Annotated in this window: 16 protein-coding genes; 10 read left to right on the forward strand and 6 right to left on the reverse strand. The window is 74.3% G+C overall.

Features of this window, described 5'->3' with window-relative positions; genetic code table 11:
- Window positions 1–8: 8 nt before the first annotated feature.
- Window positions 9–545 (forward strand): hypothetical protein, encoded by a 537-nt coding sequence (locus tag ACIRBY_RS09830; protein ID WP_403898611.1) that lies wholly within the window; start codon window positions 9–11, stop codon window positions 543–545.
- A 203-nt stretch (window positions 546–748) separates the two neighbouring features.
- Here the strand turns inward: ACIRBY_RS09830 and ACIRBY_RS09835 are convergent, their stop codons facing one another.
- A complete protein-coding gene (locus ACIRBY_RS09835) occupies window positions 749–1,381 on the reverse strand; it encodes a hypothetical protein (RefSeq protein WP_403898614.1) in 633 nt (210 codons plus the stop codon).
- A 110-nt stretch (window positions 1,382–1,491) separates the two neighbouring features.
- Complete coding sequence (locus ACIRBY_RS09840) at window positions 1,492–1,932, reverse strand: MarR family winged helix-turn-helix transcriptional regulator (protein WP_403898617.1); 441 nt, start codon at window positions 1,930–1,932, stop codon at window positions 1,492–1,494.
- A gap of 95 nt (window positions 1,933–2,027) precedes the next feature.
- On the opposite strand from ACIRBY_RS09840, the gene ACIRBY_RS09845 reads away from it, so the two are divergent.
- Entirely contained in the window at window positions 2,028–2,864 is an 837-nt protein-coding gene (locus ACIRBY_RS09845; RefSeq protein WP_403898620.1) for an alpha/beta fold hydrolase, read from the forward strand.
- A 19-nt stretch (window positions 2,865–2,883) separates the two neighbouring features.
- On the opposite strand, the gene ACIRBY_RS09850 is transcribed toward ACIRBY_RS09845, so the two are convergent.
- Window positions 2,884–3,255, reverse strand: a complete 372-nt coding sequence (locus tag ACIRBY_RS09850) for an ArsC/Spx/MgsR family protein (RefSeq protein ID WP_403898623.1) — start codon at window positions 3,253–3,255, stop codon at window positions 2,884–2,886.
- A 106-nt stretch (window positions 3,256–3,361) separates the two neighbouring features.
- On the opposite strand from ACIRBY_RS09850, the gene ACIRBY_RS09855 reads away from it, so the two are divergent.
- Window positions 3,362–3,619, forward strand: a complete 258-nt coding sequence (locus tag ACIRBY_RS09855; protein ID WP_403898626.1) for a hypothetical protein — start codon at window positions 3,362–3,364, stop codon at window positions 3,617–3,619.
- Between the two features lie 59 nt (window positions 3,620–3,678).
- Here ACIRBY_RS09855 and ACIRBY_RS09860 read toward each other — a convergent pair whose 3' ends face one another.
- Together ACIRBY_RS09860 and ACIRBY_RS09865 are read right to left on the reverse strand one after the other, a co-directional pair.
- The gene (locus ACIRBY_RS09860; RefSeq protein ID WP_403898628.1) at window positions 3,679–4,584 is read right to left on the reverse strand and encodes a nuclease; all 906 of its coding nucleotides are present in this window, start codon (window positions 4,582–4,584) and stop codon (window positions 3,679–3,681) included.
- A gap of 52 nt (window positions 4,585–4,636) precedes the next feature.
- Complete coding sequence (locus tag ACIRBY_RS09865) at window positions 4,637–5,752, reverse strand: PP2C family protein-serine/threonine phosphatase (RefSeq protein WP_403898631.1); 1,116 nt, start codon at window positions 5,750–5,752, stop codon at window positions 4,637–4,639.
- Window positions 5,753–5,842: 90 nt separating this feature from the next.
- Between ACIRBY_RS09865 and ACIRBY_RS09870 the strand changes: the two genes are divergently transcribed.
- From ACIRBY_RS09870 to ACIRBY_RS09880, 3 genes are all read left to right on the forward strand, one after another.
- Complete coding sequence (locus ACIRBY_RS09870) at window positions 5,843–6,532, forward strand: VIT family protein (RefSeq protein WP_403898633.1); 690 nt, start codon at window positions 5,843–5,845, stop codon at window positions 6,530–6,532.
- Window positions 6,533–6,694: 162 nt separating this feature from the next.
- Window positions 6,695–7,585, forward strand: coding sequence for a TIGR01777 family oxidoreductase (locus tag ACIRBY_RS09875; protein WP_403898635.1), 891 nt, complete (start codon window positions 6,695–6,697; stop codon window positions 7,583–7,585).
- A gap of 255 nt (window positions 7,586–7,840) precedes the next feature.
- Window positions 7,841–9,091: an FAD-dependent oxidoreductase gene (locus ACIRBY_RS09880; RefSeq protein ID WP_403898638.1), complete on the forward strand. Its 1,251-nt coding sequence runs from the start codon at window positions 7,841–7,843 to the stop codon at window positions 9,089–9,091.
- A gap of 40 nt (window positions 9,092–9,131) precedes the next feature.
- On the opposite strand, the gene ACIRBY_RS09885 is transcribed toward ACIRBY_RS09880, so the two are convergent.
- Entirely contained in the window at window positions 9,132–10,571 is a 1,440-nt protein-coding gene (locus ACIRBY_RS09885; protein WP_403898640.1) for a regulator, read from the reverse strand.
- A 292-nt stretch (window positions 10,572–10,863) separates the two neighbouring features.
- Here ACIRBY_RS09885 and lipB point away from each other — a divergent pair, with 292 nt between their 5' ends.
- The 4 genes from lipB (at window position 10,864) to ACIRBY_RS09905 (ending at window position 13,883) form a co-directional block, all read left to right on the forward strand.
- Complete coding sequence (gene lipB, locus ACIRBY_RS09890; protein WP_403898643.1) at window positions 10,864–11,673, forward strand: lipoyl(octanoyl) transferase LipB; 810 nt, start codon at window positions 10,864–10,866, stop codon at window positions 11,671–11,673.
- A 110-nt stretch (window positions 11,674–11,783) separates the two neighbouring features.
- Window positions 11,784–12,731, forward strand: a complete 948-nt coding sequence (gene lipA, locus ACIRBY_RS09895) for a lipoyl synthase (protein WP_385522243.1) — start codon at window positions 11,784–11,786, stop codon at window positions 12,729–12,731.
- Window positions 12,732–12,982: 251 nt separating this feature from the next.
- Window positions 12,983–13,180, forward strand: a complete 198-nt coding sequence (locus tag ACIRBY_RS09900) for a hypothetical protein (protein ID WP_030233071.1) — start codon at window positions 12,983–12,985, stop codon at window positions 13,178–13,180.
- Window positions 13,181–13,190: 10 nt separating this feature from the next.
- Complete coding sequence (locus ACIRBY_RS09905) at window positions 13,191–13,883, forward strand: DUF4191 domain-containing protein (protein WP_403898646.1); 693 nt, start codon at window positions 13,191–13,193, stop codon at window positions 13,881–13,883.
- The last annotated feature ends 142 nt before the right edge of the window (window positions 13,884–14,025 follow it).

The raw sequence follows: 14,025 nt of genomic DNA on the forward strand, positions 1-14,025 counted from the left end.
TCATGCGCATGCCCGAACGCTCTCTCGAACCCCGCGCCCTCCTGATCAACGGCACGGTCGGTGTCGGCAAGACGACGGTGGCCGAGAGCGTGGGTGGTCTCCTCACCGACGCCGGGCTGCCCCACGCCGTCATCGACCTCGACTGGCTGTGCCAGTCCTGGCCCGCGACTTCGGACGACCCCTTCAACTTCCGCATGATGCTGCGAAATCTCCGCAGCGTCTCCGGCAACTACCTGGCTGCCGGTGCCGTCCGGCTGGTCGTCGCCGGTGTGATCGAGGACCTGGAGGGCCGCGCGCTGTGCGGCGAGGCGATCGGCGCCGAGCTCTCGGTGTGCGGGCTCCAGGCCGATCTGCCTGCGGTCCACCAGCGCCTCATGCGCCGCCACGCGAACGAGCCCGAGGCGCTGCGATGGCACCTGGCCAGGGCCGGCGAACTGGCCGGGATCCTGGAGCGCGCCGCGGTCGACGACTTCACCATCGACGTCACCACACGCTCGGCCGACGAGGCCGCCGCCGACGTGATCGCCAAGCTCGGCTGGCTGTGACGTCCTCGCCCGTCCGCCCTTCGGTCCGCCCCGGATGACCATCTGGTCGTCGTCTGGTGCGGGTATCAGCCCCAGGCGGCCGCCGGACGCTGAGGAATGAGGAGCGCGTAGCGATCTGGGGCGCAGGGGGGGGCGATCGCATAGCCGGCGGGCCCGGATGGGCGGTCTGCCGACCCCCCAAGACCTCTCTGAGACCGTCCCGGTCAGTCGCCCCCTTCGACCCCGCCCCGCGTCGGCCGACCCCGGTCCGCTTCCCGTTCCCGTTCCCGGCCGCGGTCGCGGAACCAGGCTCCGGTTCCCACCAGTACCGCCACCCCCACCCCGTACAGCGGTAGCCAGAGGGTCGTCGTGGCCGAGAGGCATTCGTCGACGGCCTTGCGGGACTGGGCGTCCCGTACGTACGCCAAGGCCGTGGCGTCGTGGCCGGCGAGGGCGCCCAGCGCGGCCTCCGTGGCCAGGGCCTGGTAGCGGCCCACCAGCTTGCAGTCGCTGCGGGCACCCGGCATCGGGAACAGCCGGGCCTGCCGCTGGAGCAGCGGCGCGAGGGCGATCGCCGCGCACAGGCCGACGATCAGTGCGTACGCGACGAGTCCCCGCAGGTACGCCGACCGCGGATCCGGCGACCACCTCGCCCGTCGCTGGAAGGCGAGCACCACCGCGAGGAGCGTCACCCCGATGAACGTGGCGAACCACTGCCACGAACCCTGGGCCAGAGCGAACGTCAGCACCGCGGCGAGTCCGATGCCGATGACCCCGGGAGCGGGAAGGTCCGCGTCCGCCGCGGCGGACGCCGGCTTCGGCCGGGTCCGGGCCGTCTGAGGGCTCGTATCGCTCACGGACCGACCTCTCCTGCCGCGGGAGCCCCCAGCATCCCCCGCGGAGCGCGCCCGCCCCGCCCCGCCATGCCGTACGGCCCCGCCGCCCCGCCCGGATGGCCCGCGCCCCGTCACTCCCCGCCGAACGCCGCCCGTGCCGTCGTCAGGAAGGTGCGCACCGCTTCGCGTTCCGCCGGTGCGAGGGTGTCCAGGGTCGCCAGCAGCGTCCCGATCGCCGGGCCGAAGAAGCCCTGGCCCAGGGCCACCGCTTCCGGGGTGACGGACAGCAGGACGCGGCGGCGGTCCTCGGGGTCGCGGTCCCGGGTGACGTGGCCGAGGCGTTCCAGGCGGTCGATCACCGCTGTCGTGCCCGCCGAGTTGAGGCCCAGGTGGGCGCCCAGGAAGCCCGCCGTGGCCGGTTCGGCGGCGCGGGAGGCGTCCAGGAGGCGGATCAGGGCCCGTACGTCCGTCGGGTGCATTCCGTTGGCGGCGGCGAACTCCGCCTGGCGCATGCCGAATGCGACGGTCACCGCCCGCAGCAGGTGCACCAGTTCCAGGTTGTTGTCGTCCACGCGATCTCCTCCTAAGATCTCTCGCTGAGCGAGATTATCGCCTGGCGAGGTATTTGGTGGTCCGGTGATCCAGCGATCGAGGAACGGAGCGGGAAATGGTCCGGACGTCCTTCCGTGCCGCCTACGACGAGGTGCTCGGCCGCTGGCCCGTGCCCGTCGAGGCCGTCGAGGTCCCCACGCCCTACGGGGTGACCCGCGTGAACAGCTGCGGTCCTGTCGGGGCGCCGCCGCTGGTGCTGCTGCCGGGCGGCGGGGCCACCTCCACCGTGTGGGGCGCCTGCGTGGGGGCCGGGCTCGCCCGGGAGCGCAGGGTGCACGCCGTGGACCTGGTGGGGGAGCCGGGGCTGAGCGTTCCGGCGGCCGGGCGGCCGGCGCGGACCCCGGACGACCTGGCCGGCTGGCTCGACGCGGTCCTGGAGGGGGTGGCCCCCGGGGGCGGTGTCACCCTCGTCGGCCACTCCTACGGAGCGTGGATCGCCGCCCACTGCGCGGCCCGCCCCGCCCCGCGCCGCCGGCTCGGCCGCCTGGTGCTGCTCGACCCCACCCAGGTGTTCGCCGGGCTGCGCCCCGGCTACGTCCTGCGGGCGCTCCCGATGCTGGTGCGGCCCACCTCGGCGCGGATCCGGTCCTTCCTCGCCTGGGAGACCGGCGGGACCGCGCTCGACCCGGCCTGGCTGCGCCTCCAGGAGGAGACCGCCGCCTTCCCGGCTGCCAAGCCCGTCACCGGCCCCCGTCCGGACCTGGCGGGGACCAGCGGGATCCCGCTCGACATCCTCTTCGCCGAGCGCGCCCGCTGCCACGACTCCGCCCGGACGGCGGCCGCGGCGCGGGCCGGGCTGCCCGGGGCGGGGATCCGCACGGTGCGCGGGGTCTCGCACCACGCGCTTCCGTTGGCGGCGGCCGGCGAGATCGCCCGCCTCCTCGTGGTCTAGCGGCGGCGGCAGCGGCCCGTCATCCCTTGCGGGACAGGGCCTCGCGGACCGCTTCCTCCGAGCGTGCCACGACCGCGGTGCCGTCCTCGGCGGTGATGATCGGGCGCTGGATCAGCTTCGGGTGCGCCGCCAGGTGGGCGATCCAGCGGGCGCGGGCCGCGCCCGTCGCCTCGCGCGGGAGGTCCCGTACGCCGGTCTCCCCCGCCAGGGCGTCGGAGGTGCGCGTGATGTCCCACGGCTCCAGGCCGAGGCGTCCCAGCACCTCGCGGATCTCGGCCTCGGAGGGGACGTCCTCCAGGTAGCGGCGCACGGTGTACTCGGCGCCTTCCGCGTCCAGCAGGGTCAGCGCGCTGCGGCACTTCGAACAGGCGGGGTTGATCCAGATCTCCATGCCCGCAAGCCTAGCCAGATCACGTCCGGCCAGGGCTTTTGTCAGTGCCCCCCGGTAAAATCGAGGGAGAACGACAGGAAGCCAACTACCGTTTGGGAGGCTGTAGATGGCCGCTGCCGCGACCTTGGTGATGCCCAAGAAGAAGGCGCTGCCTGCGGGGCTGCCCCGCGAGTGGTACGAGAACCACAACCGCCGCCTGAAGGCCATGCGGCTGGCGATCTCCCTGCTCGACACGGGGACGTACGACGCCAAGCGCGCCACCAACCGCAAGATACGGACCATGGCCGTCCGGGTGGGGATCCACCGGCCGTCCAACCTCACCTGCCGGATGGTCCGCGCCTTCATCGTCGCGAACGCCGGCTGAGGCACGGGTGCTCCGACGGCCGGCCGGCCGCACCGGCGGCGGGCCGGCCGTCGTCCCGTTCACTTCTCCACGAAGACGATCTCGTGCGGCGCGCGGGTCATCCGCACGGTGTCGCCGTCGACCTCGACGACGTGGTGCATGCCGCCGAAGACCTCGGGCTTCCCCTGGAGGTAGAACTGGTCGTCCGACGCTCCCGCCAGGTAGGCGCGGAAGCAGGACAGGGAGGGGTCCGACGGGTTCAGGTCGAGGTAGTCCTTCAGCCGGCGGAAGAGCTTCGGCAGGATCACCGCCCCGTCGTCGGCCGTGAGGGACTGCAGTCCGGTGACCTTCACGCCGGTGGTGGTCACGTCCTTCTCCCAGACGCTCTTGCCCGGCTCCGGCGCCGCTGCCGCGGCCGCGGCGGCGGCGGTGAGGGAGGCGCGCAGGAGCTCGGGGAACTCGCTGTAGTAGGTCGGGTAGACCAAGCCGGACTTGAGCAGCTGGTAGTTGGCGGTGTTCTTCAGCATCCGCTCGTCGACCTCGACCGCGTAGCCGTTGGGGGCCGGCTGGAACCTGTGGCCGACCAGGGCGACGCACCGGCCGAAGACGTCGGCGCCGCGGGTGAGGACGTAGCCGTCCACGGCCTCGGGGGTGGTGCTGCTGATCTTCTCCTGGTCCTGGTCGTCCCGGTCGAAGGCGGTGAAGCCGATCGCCTTCAGGAGCCCTTGCATGGCCGCGTGTGCCAGGGGCAGGGGTTGGTGCTGCACGCCCGACGGCGAGTTCTCGTCGCCGTAGTGGGTCTCCAGGGCGTCGATGCCCTCCAGTCGGATCGAGGCGCTGCCGTCCCACCTCGGTACGACGGGTCTGGCCCCGGGCACGCGTTTCCAGTCGGCCACGTCGTCGGGTGTGAAGTTGACGGTGTCGCCGTCGGGCTTGAGGCCTTTCGCCCGGAAGGTTCCCTTGATCACCAGCATGGGCATGGACATGGCGGCTCCTGGGGGTGTCGGCACGAGTACGCTCAGTGCATGGCCCCGGAACCTAGTGGTGCCCCGGACCGCCGGACAACCGCTGATCGGGCGACAGCAGCAGCAGGGCCACGTCGTCGCGCGGGCCGCCCCCGCTGAAGGCCGCGAGGTCCTGCCACAGCGCCGGGACCAGGCCCGCGGGATCGCCCGCCAGGACCGGGACCCGGGTGGCCAGCGGATAGAAGCAGCCGGCCGCGTCGCGCGCCTCCGTCACCCCGTCCGTGTGCGCGAGCAGCCGGTCGCCCGGCAGCAGGGGCAGTTCGGCGACCTCGGGCGGGGCGGGCCCGGCCAGGCCCAGGCCCAGCGGCGGGCCGGGCTCCGCGAGGACCTCGGAGACCGTGCAGTCCCTCAGCAGCAGGACCGGGGGGTGCCCGCACGACACGACCCGTACGCGGTCCAGCCCGGGCGGGAACTCCAGCAGCACGGCCGTCGCGAACAGTTCCGGGTGGGCCACCGAGTCCGCCGCCGCGTCGGCCGTCAGCCGCCGGTCCAGCCGGACCGCGACCGCCGCCAGCCCCGCGTCGTCCAGCACCGCCTCCCGGAAGGCGCCGAGCAGCGAGGCCACCGTGCCGACGGCGGCCAGCCCGTGCCCCTGGACGTCCCCGACGACCGCACGGACCCCGTACGGCCCGGCCCGTACGTCGTACAGGTCGCCGCCGACCAGGGTGCCCCGCTGGGCCGCCCGGTACAGCCCCGAGCAGTTCACCCCGCCCACCCGCGCGGGGACCGGCGGCAGCACCGCGAGCTGGGCGGCCTCGGCTACGGTCCGGACGCTGACCAGCTGGGCGTCCCGGCGCCGCCGCACCAGGGCGATGATCACGCTGAGCAGGCCGACGGTGGCCACCGTGGCCAGGTCGGTCCCGCGGGCGTGCCCGACGCCGAGCTGGGGGACGCCGAGCAGGACCAGCACCACGACGGCGAAGGCGGCGGTGCCGACGGCCCCGTAGGCGAAGGCGGCCACGGCGGGCAGGGCCGCGAGGAAGTAGCCGAGCTCGGCGGTGGCGGTGGTCCACTGGGCGGCGCAGAGCGCGGCCAGCGCGGCCACGGGCGCGATCCGGGCCCAGCGGGGCGGCGGTGCCCCGTGCAGCCCGCCGGGCTCGTCCTGTACGCCTTTCGCCCGTCGTCTCACCCCTCCACCCTGGTACGGGGTACCGGGCGGCGCACGCCGGGTGGCCCCGGCGGGCTGGCCGGGGCGGGCGGGGGCCGCGAGAGTGGTGCCGTGACGCAGACGCAGAGCGCGGTGATCAGCACGCGGCTGAACTGGCTGCGGGCCGGGGTGCTCGGCGCCAACGACGGGATCATCTCCACGGCCGGCCTGGTGGTGGGCGTGGCCGGCGCGACCACCTCGCGCACGGAGATCCTCACCGCCGGGGTGGCCGGGCTGCTGGCGGGCTCCCTGTCGATGGCGGTGGGGGAGTACGTGTCGGTCAGCTCGCAGCGGGACTCGGAGCGGGCGGCCCTCGACCTGGAACGGCAGGAGCTGGCGGAGGACCCGGAGGCGGAGCTGGCCGAGCTGACGGAGATGCTGGCCGGGCGGGGCCTGAGCCGGGAGGTGGCCCGGGAGGCGGCGGAGCAGCTGACGGAGCGGGACGCGCTGAGGGCGCACGCGCGGGTGGAACTGGGGATCGAGCCGGACGAGCTGGCGAACCCGTGGCACGCGGGGTTCGCCAGCCTGGTCGCCTTCACGGTGGGGGCGTCGCTGCCGCTGCTGGCCATCGTCCTGCCGGAGGCCGCGGCCCGGGTCCCGGTGACGGTGGTGGCGGTGCTGGGGGCGCTGACGCTGTGCGGGGTGGTGAGCGCGCGGCTGGGCGGGGCGCCGGTGCCGCGGGCGGTCCTGCGCAACGTGCTGGGCGGGGGCCTGGCGATGGCGGTCACCTACGCGGCGGGCACCTGGCTCGGCGGCGGCTGACCGGGCCCGGGGCTCGGCCCGGGGACCTCCGCGCCCCGAACGCCGGCGGGGCCGTGGACGGCGGTCCCGCCCCGGACGGGGTCCGGTGCGGCGGTGTGAAACCGGGGAGGCCGCTCGCGGCCGGTCCGCGTGAGCGGCGCGTCGAGAAGGAAGACTGCCCCCATGCGCATCGCCATCACCGGAGCCTCCGGACTCATCGGCAAGGCCCTCGTCCGCTCCCTCCACGCCGACGGCCACGACACCGTCCGCTTCGTCCGGCGCGCGCCCGCCGCACCGGACGAGGCGCGGTGGGACCCCGGGAGCGGGTACGTCGACCCCGTCGGGCTGCGCGGCTGTGGCGCCGTCGTGCACCTCGCGGGGGCCGGGGTCGGGGACCACCGGTGGACGGACGCGTACAAGAGGGAGATCCGCGACAGCCGGGTGCTCGGGACCGCGGCCCTCTCCCGGGCGGTGGCCGCCATGGACACCCCGCCCGGCGTGCTCGTGTGCGGGTCTGCCGTCGGGTACTACGGCGACACGGGGGCGAGGGCCGTCGACGAGTCGGCTCCCGCCGGCACCGGGTTCCTGCCCTCCGTCTGCGTCGCGTGGGAGGCCGCCGCCGCCCCCGCGCGGGACGCCGGGATCCGGACGGTGTTCGCCCGGACCGGGCTGGTGGTCTCGGCCGAGGGCGGGGCCTGGGGGCGGCTGTTCCCCGTCTTCCGGGCCGGGATCGGCGGCCGCCTCGGCGACGGGCGGCAGTACTGGTCGTACATCTCGTTGCGGGACGAGGTCGCCGCCCTGCGGTTCCTGATCGAGACCCCCGGCCTGTCCGGGCCGTTCAACCTCACCGCCCCCGAGCCGCTGACCAACCGCGAGGTCACCGCCGCCATGGGCCGCGTGCTGCACCGGCCGACCCTGTGCGCGGTCCCGGCGCCCGTGCTCCGCGTCGCGCTCGGGGAGTTCTCCCAGGACGTGCTGGGCAGTCAGCGGGTCAGGCCGGCGCGGCTGTTGGAGGCCGGGTTCACCTTCGCCCACCCCGGTATCGAGGAGGCGCTCCGGGCCGCCTTGGCCTAGCCGGTGGCCCGGCCGTTGGTCCGGTACGCGGCCGGCCGCCGGCCCGCCCGGCGGCCGGAGCGCCGGCCGGGGCCGTGGGGCCGAGGCGCTGGTCCGGGCGCATCCGGCGTCCATGTGCGACCGGTTGTGACCCGCATGCGACCGTCGTGCGACCGGAGTTGTGCGCAATACCGCGCCGGACTCGGGTTCTCCCGGAGTCCGTTGGGGGAAGAACGATCCCCACACAGCCGCCGCGCCGACCTCGGGGAGGGGCACGTGCTCAGCAGCGACGTCGTCATCGTAGGAGCCGGAGTCTCAGGACTCGCGGCAGCGCACCACCTGATCGCCGCCGGGGTCAGCGTCACCGTCCTGGAGACCGCCGACGACCCCGGCGGCCGCATGGCCACCGCCTCGGCCGACGGCTTCCGCCTCGACCGGGTCGGCCAGCTCCTCAACACCGCGTACTCCGAACCCGCCCGCACCCCGGGCCTCGCGGGCCTGACCCTGCGCCCCTTCGCCCCCGGGGTCCTGGTGCACGGCGCCGACGGCAGGCGGCAGCGGGCCGGGGCCCTCACCCCCGCCCGCGCCCTGGCCAGCGGCTCCCTCGACCAGGCCCGGCTCAGCGCGGCCCTCGCCCGGCTCGCCGCGCTGCCCCCGGACCGGCTCCTCGCCCGGCCCGAACGCACCGCCCACGCCGCCCTCGGCTCCCGCGGCCTGCCGCCGCGCACCGTCAACGGGATCCTGCGGCCCCTGCTCTCCGCCCTGCTGCGCGACCCGGACCTCACCACCTCCAGCCGCGTCGCCGACCTCGCCCTGCGCACCTTCGCCCGCGGCCGGCTCGCCGTCCCCGAGGGCGGCGCCGCGACCCTGCCCGACCTCCTCGCCGCGGCCCTGCCGCCCGGCACCGTACGGACCGGCATCCGGGTGCGGTCGGTGGCGACCAACCTGGTCACCACCGAGGAGCACGGCGGCTTCGGCTGCCGCTCCGTCCTGCTGGCCACCGGCGCCCGCGCCGCCGCCGAACTGCTCCCCGGACTGCGGGTGCCCGCCTTCCACGAGGTCACCGTCATCCACCACGCGACCCCCGGGCCGCTGCCCTGGGACGGATCGCTGCTCCTGGACGCCGACCCCAAGTGGCCCGTCGCCCACACCACCGTGATGAGCGCGGTCGACCCCACCCGGGCCCCCGCCGGACGCGGCCTGGTCACCACCACCGTGCACGGCCCCCCGCCGCCCGCCCGCACGGTCGCGGCCCGCCTCGCCCGGCTCTACGACACCCCGACCCGGGACTGGGAGCTGCTGGCCGTCCACCACACCCCCGAGGCCGTCCCGGCCATGCCCCCGCCGCACGACCGGCAGCGGCCCGTCCGCGTCCTGGCCGGGCTCTACGTCTGCGGCGACCACCGCGACTCCAACACCGTCCAGGGCGCCCTGCACTCCGCCCGCCGCGCCGCCACGGCCCTGCTCCGCGACTTCGGCATCCCCCTCCAGAGCCACCCGGAGCCGGTCCTCCCGGCCGCCGCCTGACCACCCCGGCCGGGGCCCGGACCCACGGGCCCCGGCCGGATCAGGACAGCGCGGAGACCCGGTCCCGGTAGGTCCGGACCGCCGAGGCGTCCCGGTACGGCTCCAGCCGGCGCTCGAAGTCGCGCACGTACTCCACCGCCCGCACCGACCGCATCTCGCTCGCCTGCTGCGCCGCCTCCGCCCCCAGCGCGCACGCCTGGTCCAGCTCGCCCAGCCCCAGCCGGGCCGTCGCCAGCACCACCCGGCAGAACAGCCGCGAGCGCGCGTACCCCGGCGAGCGCAGCTGGAGCGAGCGCTCCGCGTGCTGGGCGGAGGCCCGGTACTGCTGGAGGTCGCGGTGGCAGTGCCCGAACTCGTCCGCCAGCTGCGCCTCGTCGAAGGCCCGCGCCCAGTGCGGTACGTCGTCCCCGGGCCGGGCCGCGCCCAGCGCCCGTTCGGCCCGCACCAGCGAGGCGGTCGCCGCCCGGACCTCGCCCAGCACCGCGTGCCCCCGCGCCTCGGCCGCGTGCAGCAGCGACTGCACCACCGGCGGCGGGCCCGAGCCCACGCCCTGCTGGGCGACCCGGGCCAGCTGCACCGCCTCCCGGCCGTGGCCGAGGTAGACCGCCTGCCGGCTCATCGTCACCAGCACGTACGACCCGTACGGCCGGTCCCCGGCGGCCTGCGCCAGCCGCAGGGCCTGGACGAAGTACCGCTGGGCCAGCCCGTGCGCGGCGATGTCGTACGAGGTCCAGCCCGCGAGCCGGGTCAGGTCGGCGGCGGCCGCGAACAGCCGGCGCCCGGTGGTCTCCCCGTAGGTGCCGCGCAGCATCGGCTCGGCCTCGTGCTCCAGGTAGCGCACCAGGGCCTGGCGGGCGTGCCCGCCGCCGTAGGTGTGGTCCAGGGTGCGGAACAGCTCGCTCACCGACCGCAGCGCGGCGATGTCCCCGCCGGTGACCCGCTGCCCGGGCCCGCGGTCGACCTGCCGCTGCCGGGGCACCGTGGTGCGGCCCTGCGCGGGGACCCGGTGCGCGGCGGGGTCCGCGCCGCGCCCCACCCGCTCGTCGGCCCGCCCGATCAGCCAGTCCCGGCTGGGCACCACCAGCCCGGCCGGGGTGAAGGCGATCTTGCGGAGCTCGGCGTGCGAGCCGGAGTCCTTGCGCCACAGCCCGCTCGCGATGTCCACGGCCTCCTCGGGGGTGGCGGCGAACTCCAGCCCCGCGTACACCGGTGCGCACGCGTCCAGGCCCAGGTCCTGCGCCGAGAGTCTGCGCCCCAGGCGCCGGGTGAAGACCTCCGCGATCAGCGCGGGGGTGGTGCCGCGGGGCTGCTGGCCGCGCAGCCACCGGGTCACGGAGGTCTTGTCGTACCGCAGATCCAGCCCGTGCTCCAGCCCCAGCTGGTCGACGCGGCGGGCGAGCCCGGCGTTGGAGAACCCGGCTTCCGCGATCAGCGCCGCGAGCTGCCGGTTGGGGACGCGCTGGGCAGGTCGTTCCGTCATCGGCTCCACGGTTCCCGTACGTGACGGACCGGGGTCCCGGCCCTGTGAACGGCGTGAATGTAGCGGCCAACTCCGGCTGTGCCGCCCTCTCTGCCCCACATTCATCCGATCGTGTGCAGAATGGGTAGGGCTCTTTACGGACCGTTCCCCTCCCTCCCCCATGGGCGGCGCCGCCGCGGTCCGCCGGCCCCGGGGGCCCGGACCGGGGGCCCGAGGGGTCGCGCACGGGCCGCCGTACTCTTGGACCGGTGCGGATACGTGCACACAGCAGGTTCAACGAGGAGGCGCTGCGGTGACTGAGCTTCGGTTTGTCCATCTGGGCTTCGGGCCGGAATCCGTCGAGTACACCGAGGCCTGGGACGAGCAGCGGCGCGTCCACGCGGCCCGCTTCGCCGACGAGATCGACGACACCTGCCTGATGGTGGAGCACGAGCCGGTCTACACCGCCGGGCGGCGCACCGACCCCAGCGAGCGCCCGCTCGACGGCACCCCCGTCATCGACGTGGACCGCGGCGGCAAGATCACCTGGCACGGCCCGGGCCAGCTCGTCGGCTACCCGATCATGAAGCTGCCCCGCCCGGTCGACGTGGTCGCCCACGTCCGCCGTCTGGAGGAGGCCCTCATCCGCACCGCGGCCGAGTTCGGCGTCGAGACCACCCGGGTCGAGGGCCGCTCCGGCGTCTGGGTCCTCGGCGACCCCGTGGAGGAGCGCCCGAGGATCGGGGGCCTCTCCCTGGACTTCGACCCCCGGATAGGCGACGACGAGTTCGACGCCCGCCTGAACGGCCCCGAGTACGCCCCGTCCAACGCCGGCCAGCGCCGCGAGGACCGCAAGCTCGCCGCGATCGGCATCCGCGTCGCCAAGGGCGTCACGATGCACGGCTTCTCCTTCAACGTGAACCCGGACAGCACCTGGTTCGACCGGATCATCCCCTGCGGGATCCGGGACGCCGGTGTGACCTCGCTCTCGTACGAACTGGGCCGCGAGATCACCATCGCCGAGGTGCTGCCGGTCGTCGAACGGCACCTGAAGGACGTGCTGGAGCACGCCGAGCTGAAGCCGCGCGAGATCGAGCGGGAGCCGGAGCCCGCCGCCGGCTGACGGCCGCGGGAATGCGTCCTGCCGCCCCCGGGTTGGCCGGACGTAAGAGCGTACGAATTACGGGCGTACCCTGGTGGGCGCCGAAGAATCGAAGTCACAGGGAGCCGGTCGTGTCCGCAGTCGCACCCGACGGACGCAAGATGCTGCGCCTCGAGGTCCGTAACGCCCAGACCCCCATCGAGCGCAAGCCCGAGTGGATCAAGACCCGGGCGAAGATGGGTCCCGAGTACACCAAGATGCAGAACCTCGTGAAGGGCGAGGGACTGCACACGGTGTGCCAGGAAGCCGGCTGTCCGAACATCTACGAGTGCTGGGAAGACCGCGAGGCCACGTTCCTCATCGGCGGCGACCAGTGCACCCGGCGCTGTGACTTCTGCCAGATCGACACGGGCAAGCCCGAGGCCCTGGACCGGGACGAGCCCCGCCGCGTCGGCGAGTCCGTCGTCACGATGGACCTGAACTACGCCACCATCACCGGCGTCGCACGCGACGACCTGGCCGACGGCGGCGCCTGGCTGTACGCGGAGACCGTGCGCCAGATCCACCAGCAGACGGCGGGCCGCGAGGGCGGCCACACCAAGGTCGAGCTGCTGGCCCCCGACTTCAACGCGGTCCCGGAGCTGCTGGAGGAGGTCTTCGCCTCCCGCCCCGAGGTCTTCGCGCACAACGTCGAGACGGTCCCCCGGATCTTCAAGCGGATCCGCCCCGGCTTCCGCTACGAGCGCTCGCTCGACGTGATCCGCCAGGCCCGCGCCTACGGCCTCGTCACCAAGTCCAACCTGATCCTGGGCATGGGCGAGGAGCGCGAGGAGGTCTCGGAGGCGCTCAAGGAGCTGCACGCGGCCGGCTGCGAGCTCATCACCATCACCCAGTACCTGCGGCCCTCGCCGCGCCACCACCCCGTCGAGCGCTGGGTGAAGCCGGCCGAGTTCGTCGAGCTGGCGAAGGAGGCCGAGGAGATCGGCTTCTCCGGCGTGATGTCCGGCCCGCTGGTCCGCTCCTCCTACCGCGCCGGCCGCCTCTACGGCCAGGCGATGGAGAAGCGCGCGGGCGCCTGACCCGCGGCGGGCGGGCACGGTGCGTGATCCATTGGTCCACGCACCGTGTGAAGTCGGGCACAAAAAATTACCAGGCAGTAATGCGTGATGACGCGGCCCCTAGGCTCTTTCATTGGGAGAGCCCGGCGGGCCGCGTCAATATTTCATCACGTTTGACCCACCGGTCATGCCCTGGTAACACCAGTCAGTGACGCTGGATCCACGCACCGCACACGCCACCGATGCGAGTACCGAGAGTAGGGACCGACATCATGCAGGCCGCGCCCGTCCGCGCCATCGCCATTCCGTCCTTCACCGAGGCCTTCCGCGGCATCGAATCGCTGCTCATGAGCGGTGCCCGGCGCAACGCCTGGACGGCCGTCCTGGAGGACCGCCGCAGGGCCAAGGACCGGGTGGAAACCGAGCACGTACTCGAGGCCGCGGCCACCCGTACCCCGCAGGCCACGTAAACTTCGCCTTATGGCGAGGAAGTCAAACGCAGAGACTGCTGCGAACCCCGGGCGACTGAAGCAGATCGCCCTGACGTACAAGATGACGCGCAAGGCCGACCCCAAGGTCGGTCTGATCGTCGCGGGCGTGGGAATCGTCACCTTCGGTGTCTTCCTTGCGATCGGCTTCCTGATCGGCCACCCGGCCTACCTGGGCATCCTGGGCTTCCTGGTGGCGTTCCTCGCGATGGCGATCGTCTTCGGGCGGCGGGCCGAGCGGGCTGCCTTCGGGCAGATGGAGGGGCAGCCGGGCGCTGCCGCGGCCGTACTGGACAACGTGGGACGGGGCTGGACGACCACCCCGGCCGTCGCGATGAACCGGAACCAGGACATCGTCCACCGGGCCGTCGGCAAGGCGGGCGTGGTCCTGATCGCCGAGGGCAACCCCAACCGGGTGAAGTCCCTGCTCGCGGCCGAGAAGAAGAAGCTGGCCCGGATCATGCCCGACGTCCCGGTCCACGACTTCATCGTGGGCACCGGCGAGGGCGAGGTGCCGCTCAAGAAGGTCCGCACGACGCTGCTGAAGCTGCCGCGCGTCCTGTCGGGCCCGCAGATCACCCAGGTCAACGACAAGCTCCGGGCCATGGGCGACCTCATGAGCAACATGCCCATCCCGAAGGGCCCGGTCCCCGGCCGCGGCATGCGGGGCCAGCGGCCCCGCTGACCCGCACGTATACGAAACAGAAGAGGAGCGGCCCCCCCGCCCGGCGGCGCGGGGGGGGGGCGGGGTGCCTTGTACGGCGCCCGCCCCCGCCGGGGGGGGCGCCGAGACCGCCCCGGGGCCCCCCCGGGGGCCGGGGCGGGCG

Source organism: Streptomyces sp. NPDC096136 (assembly GCF_044763325.1).
GTDB lineage: Bacteria > Actinomycetota > Actinomycetes > Streptomycetales > Streptomycetaceae > Streptomyces.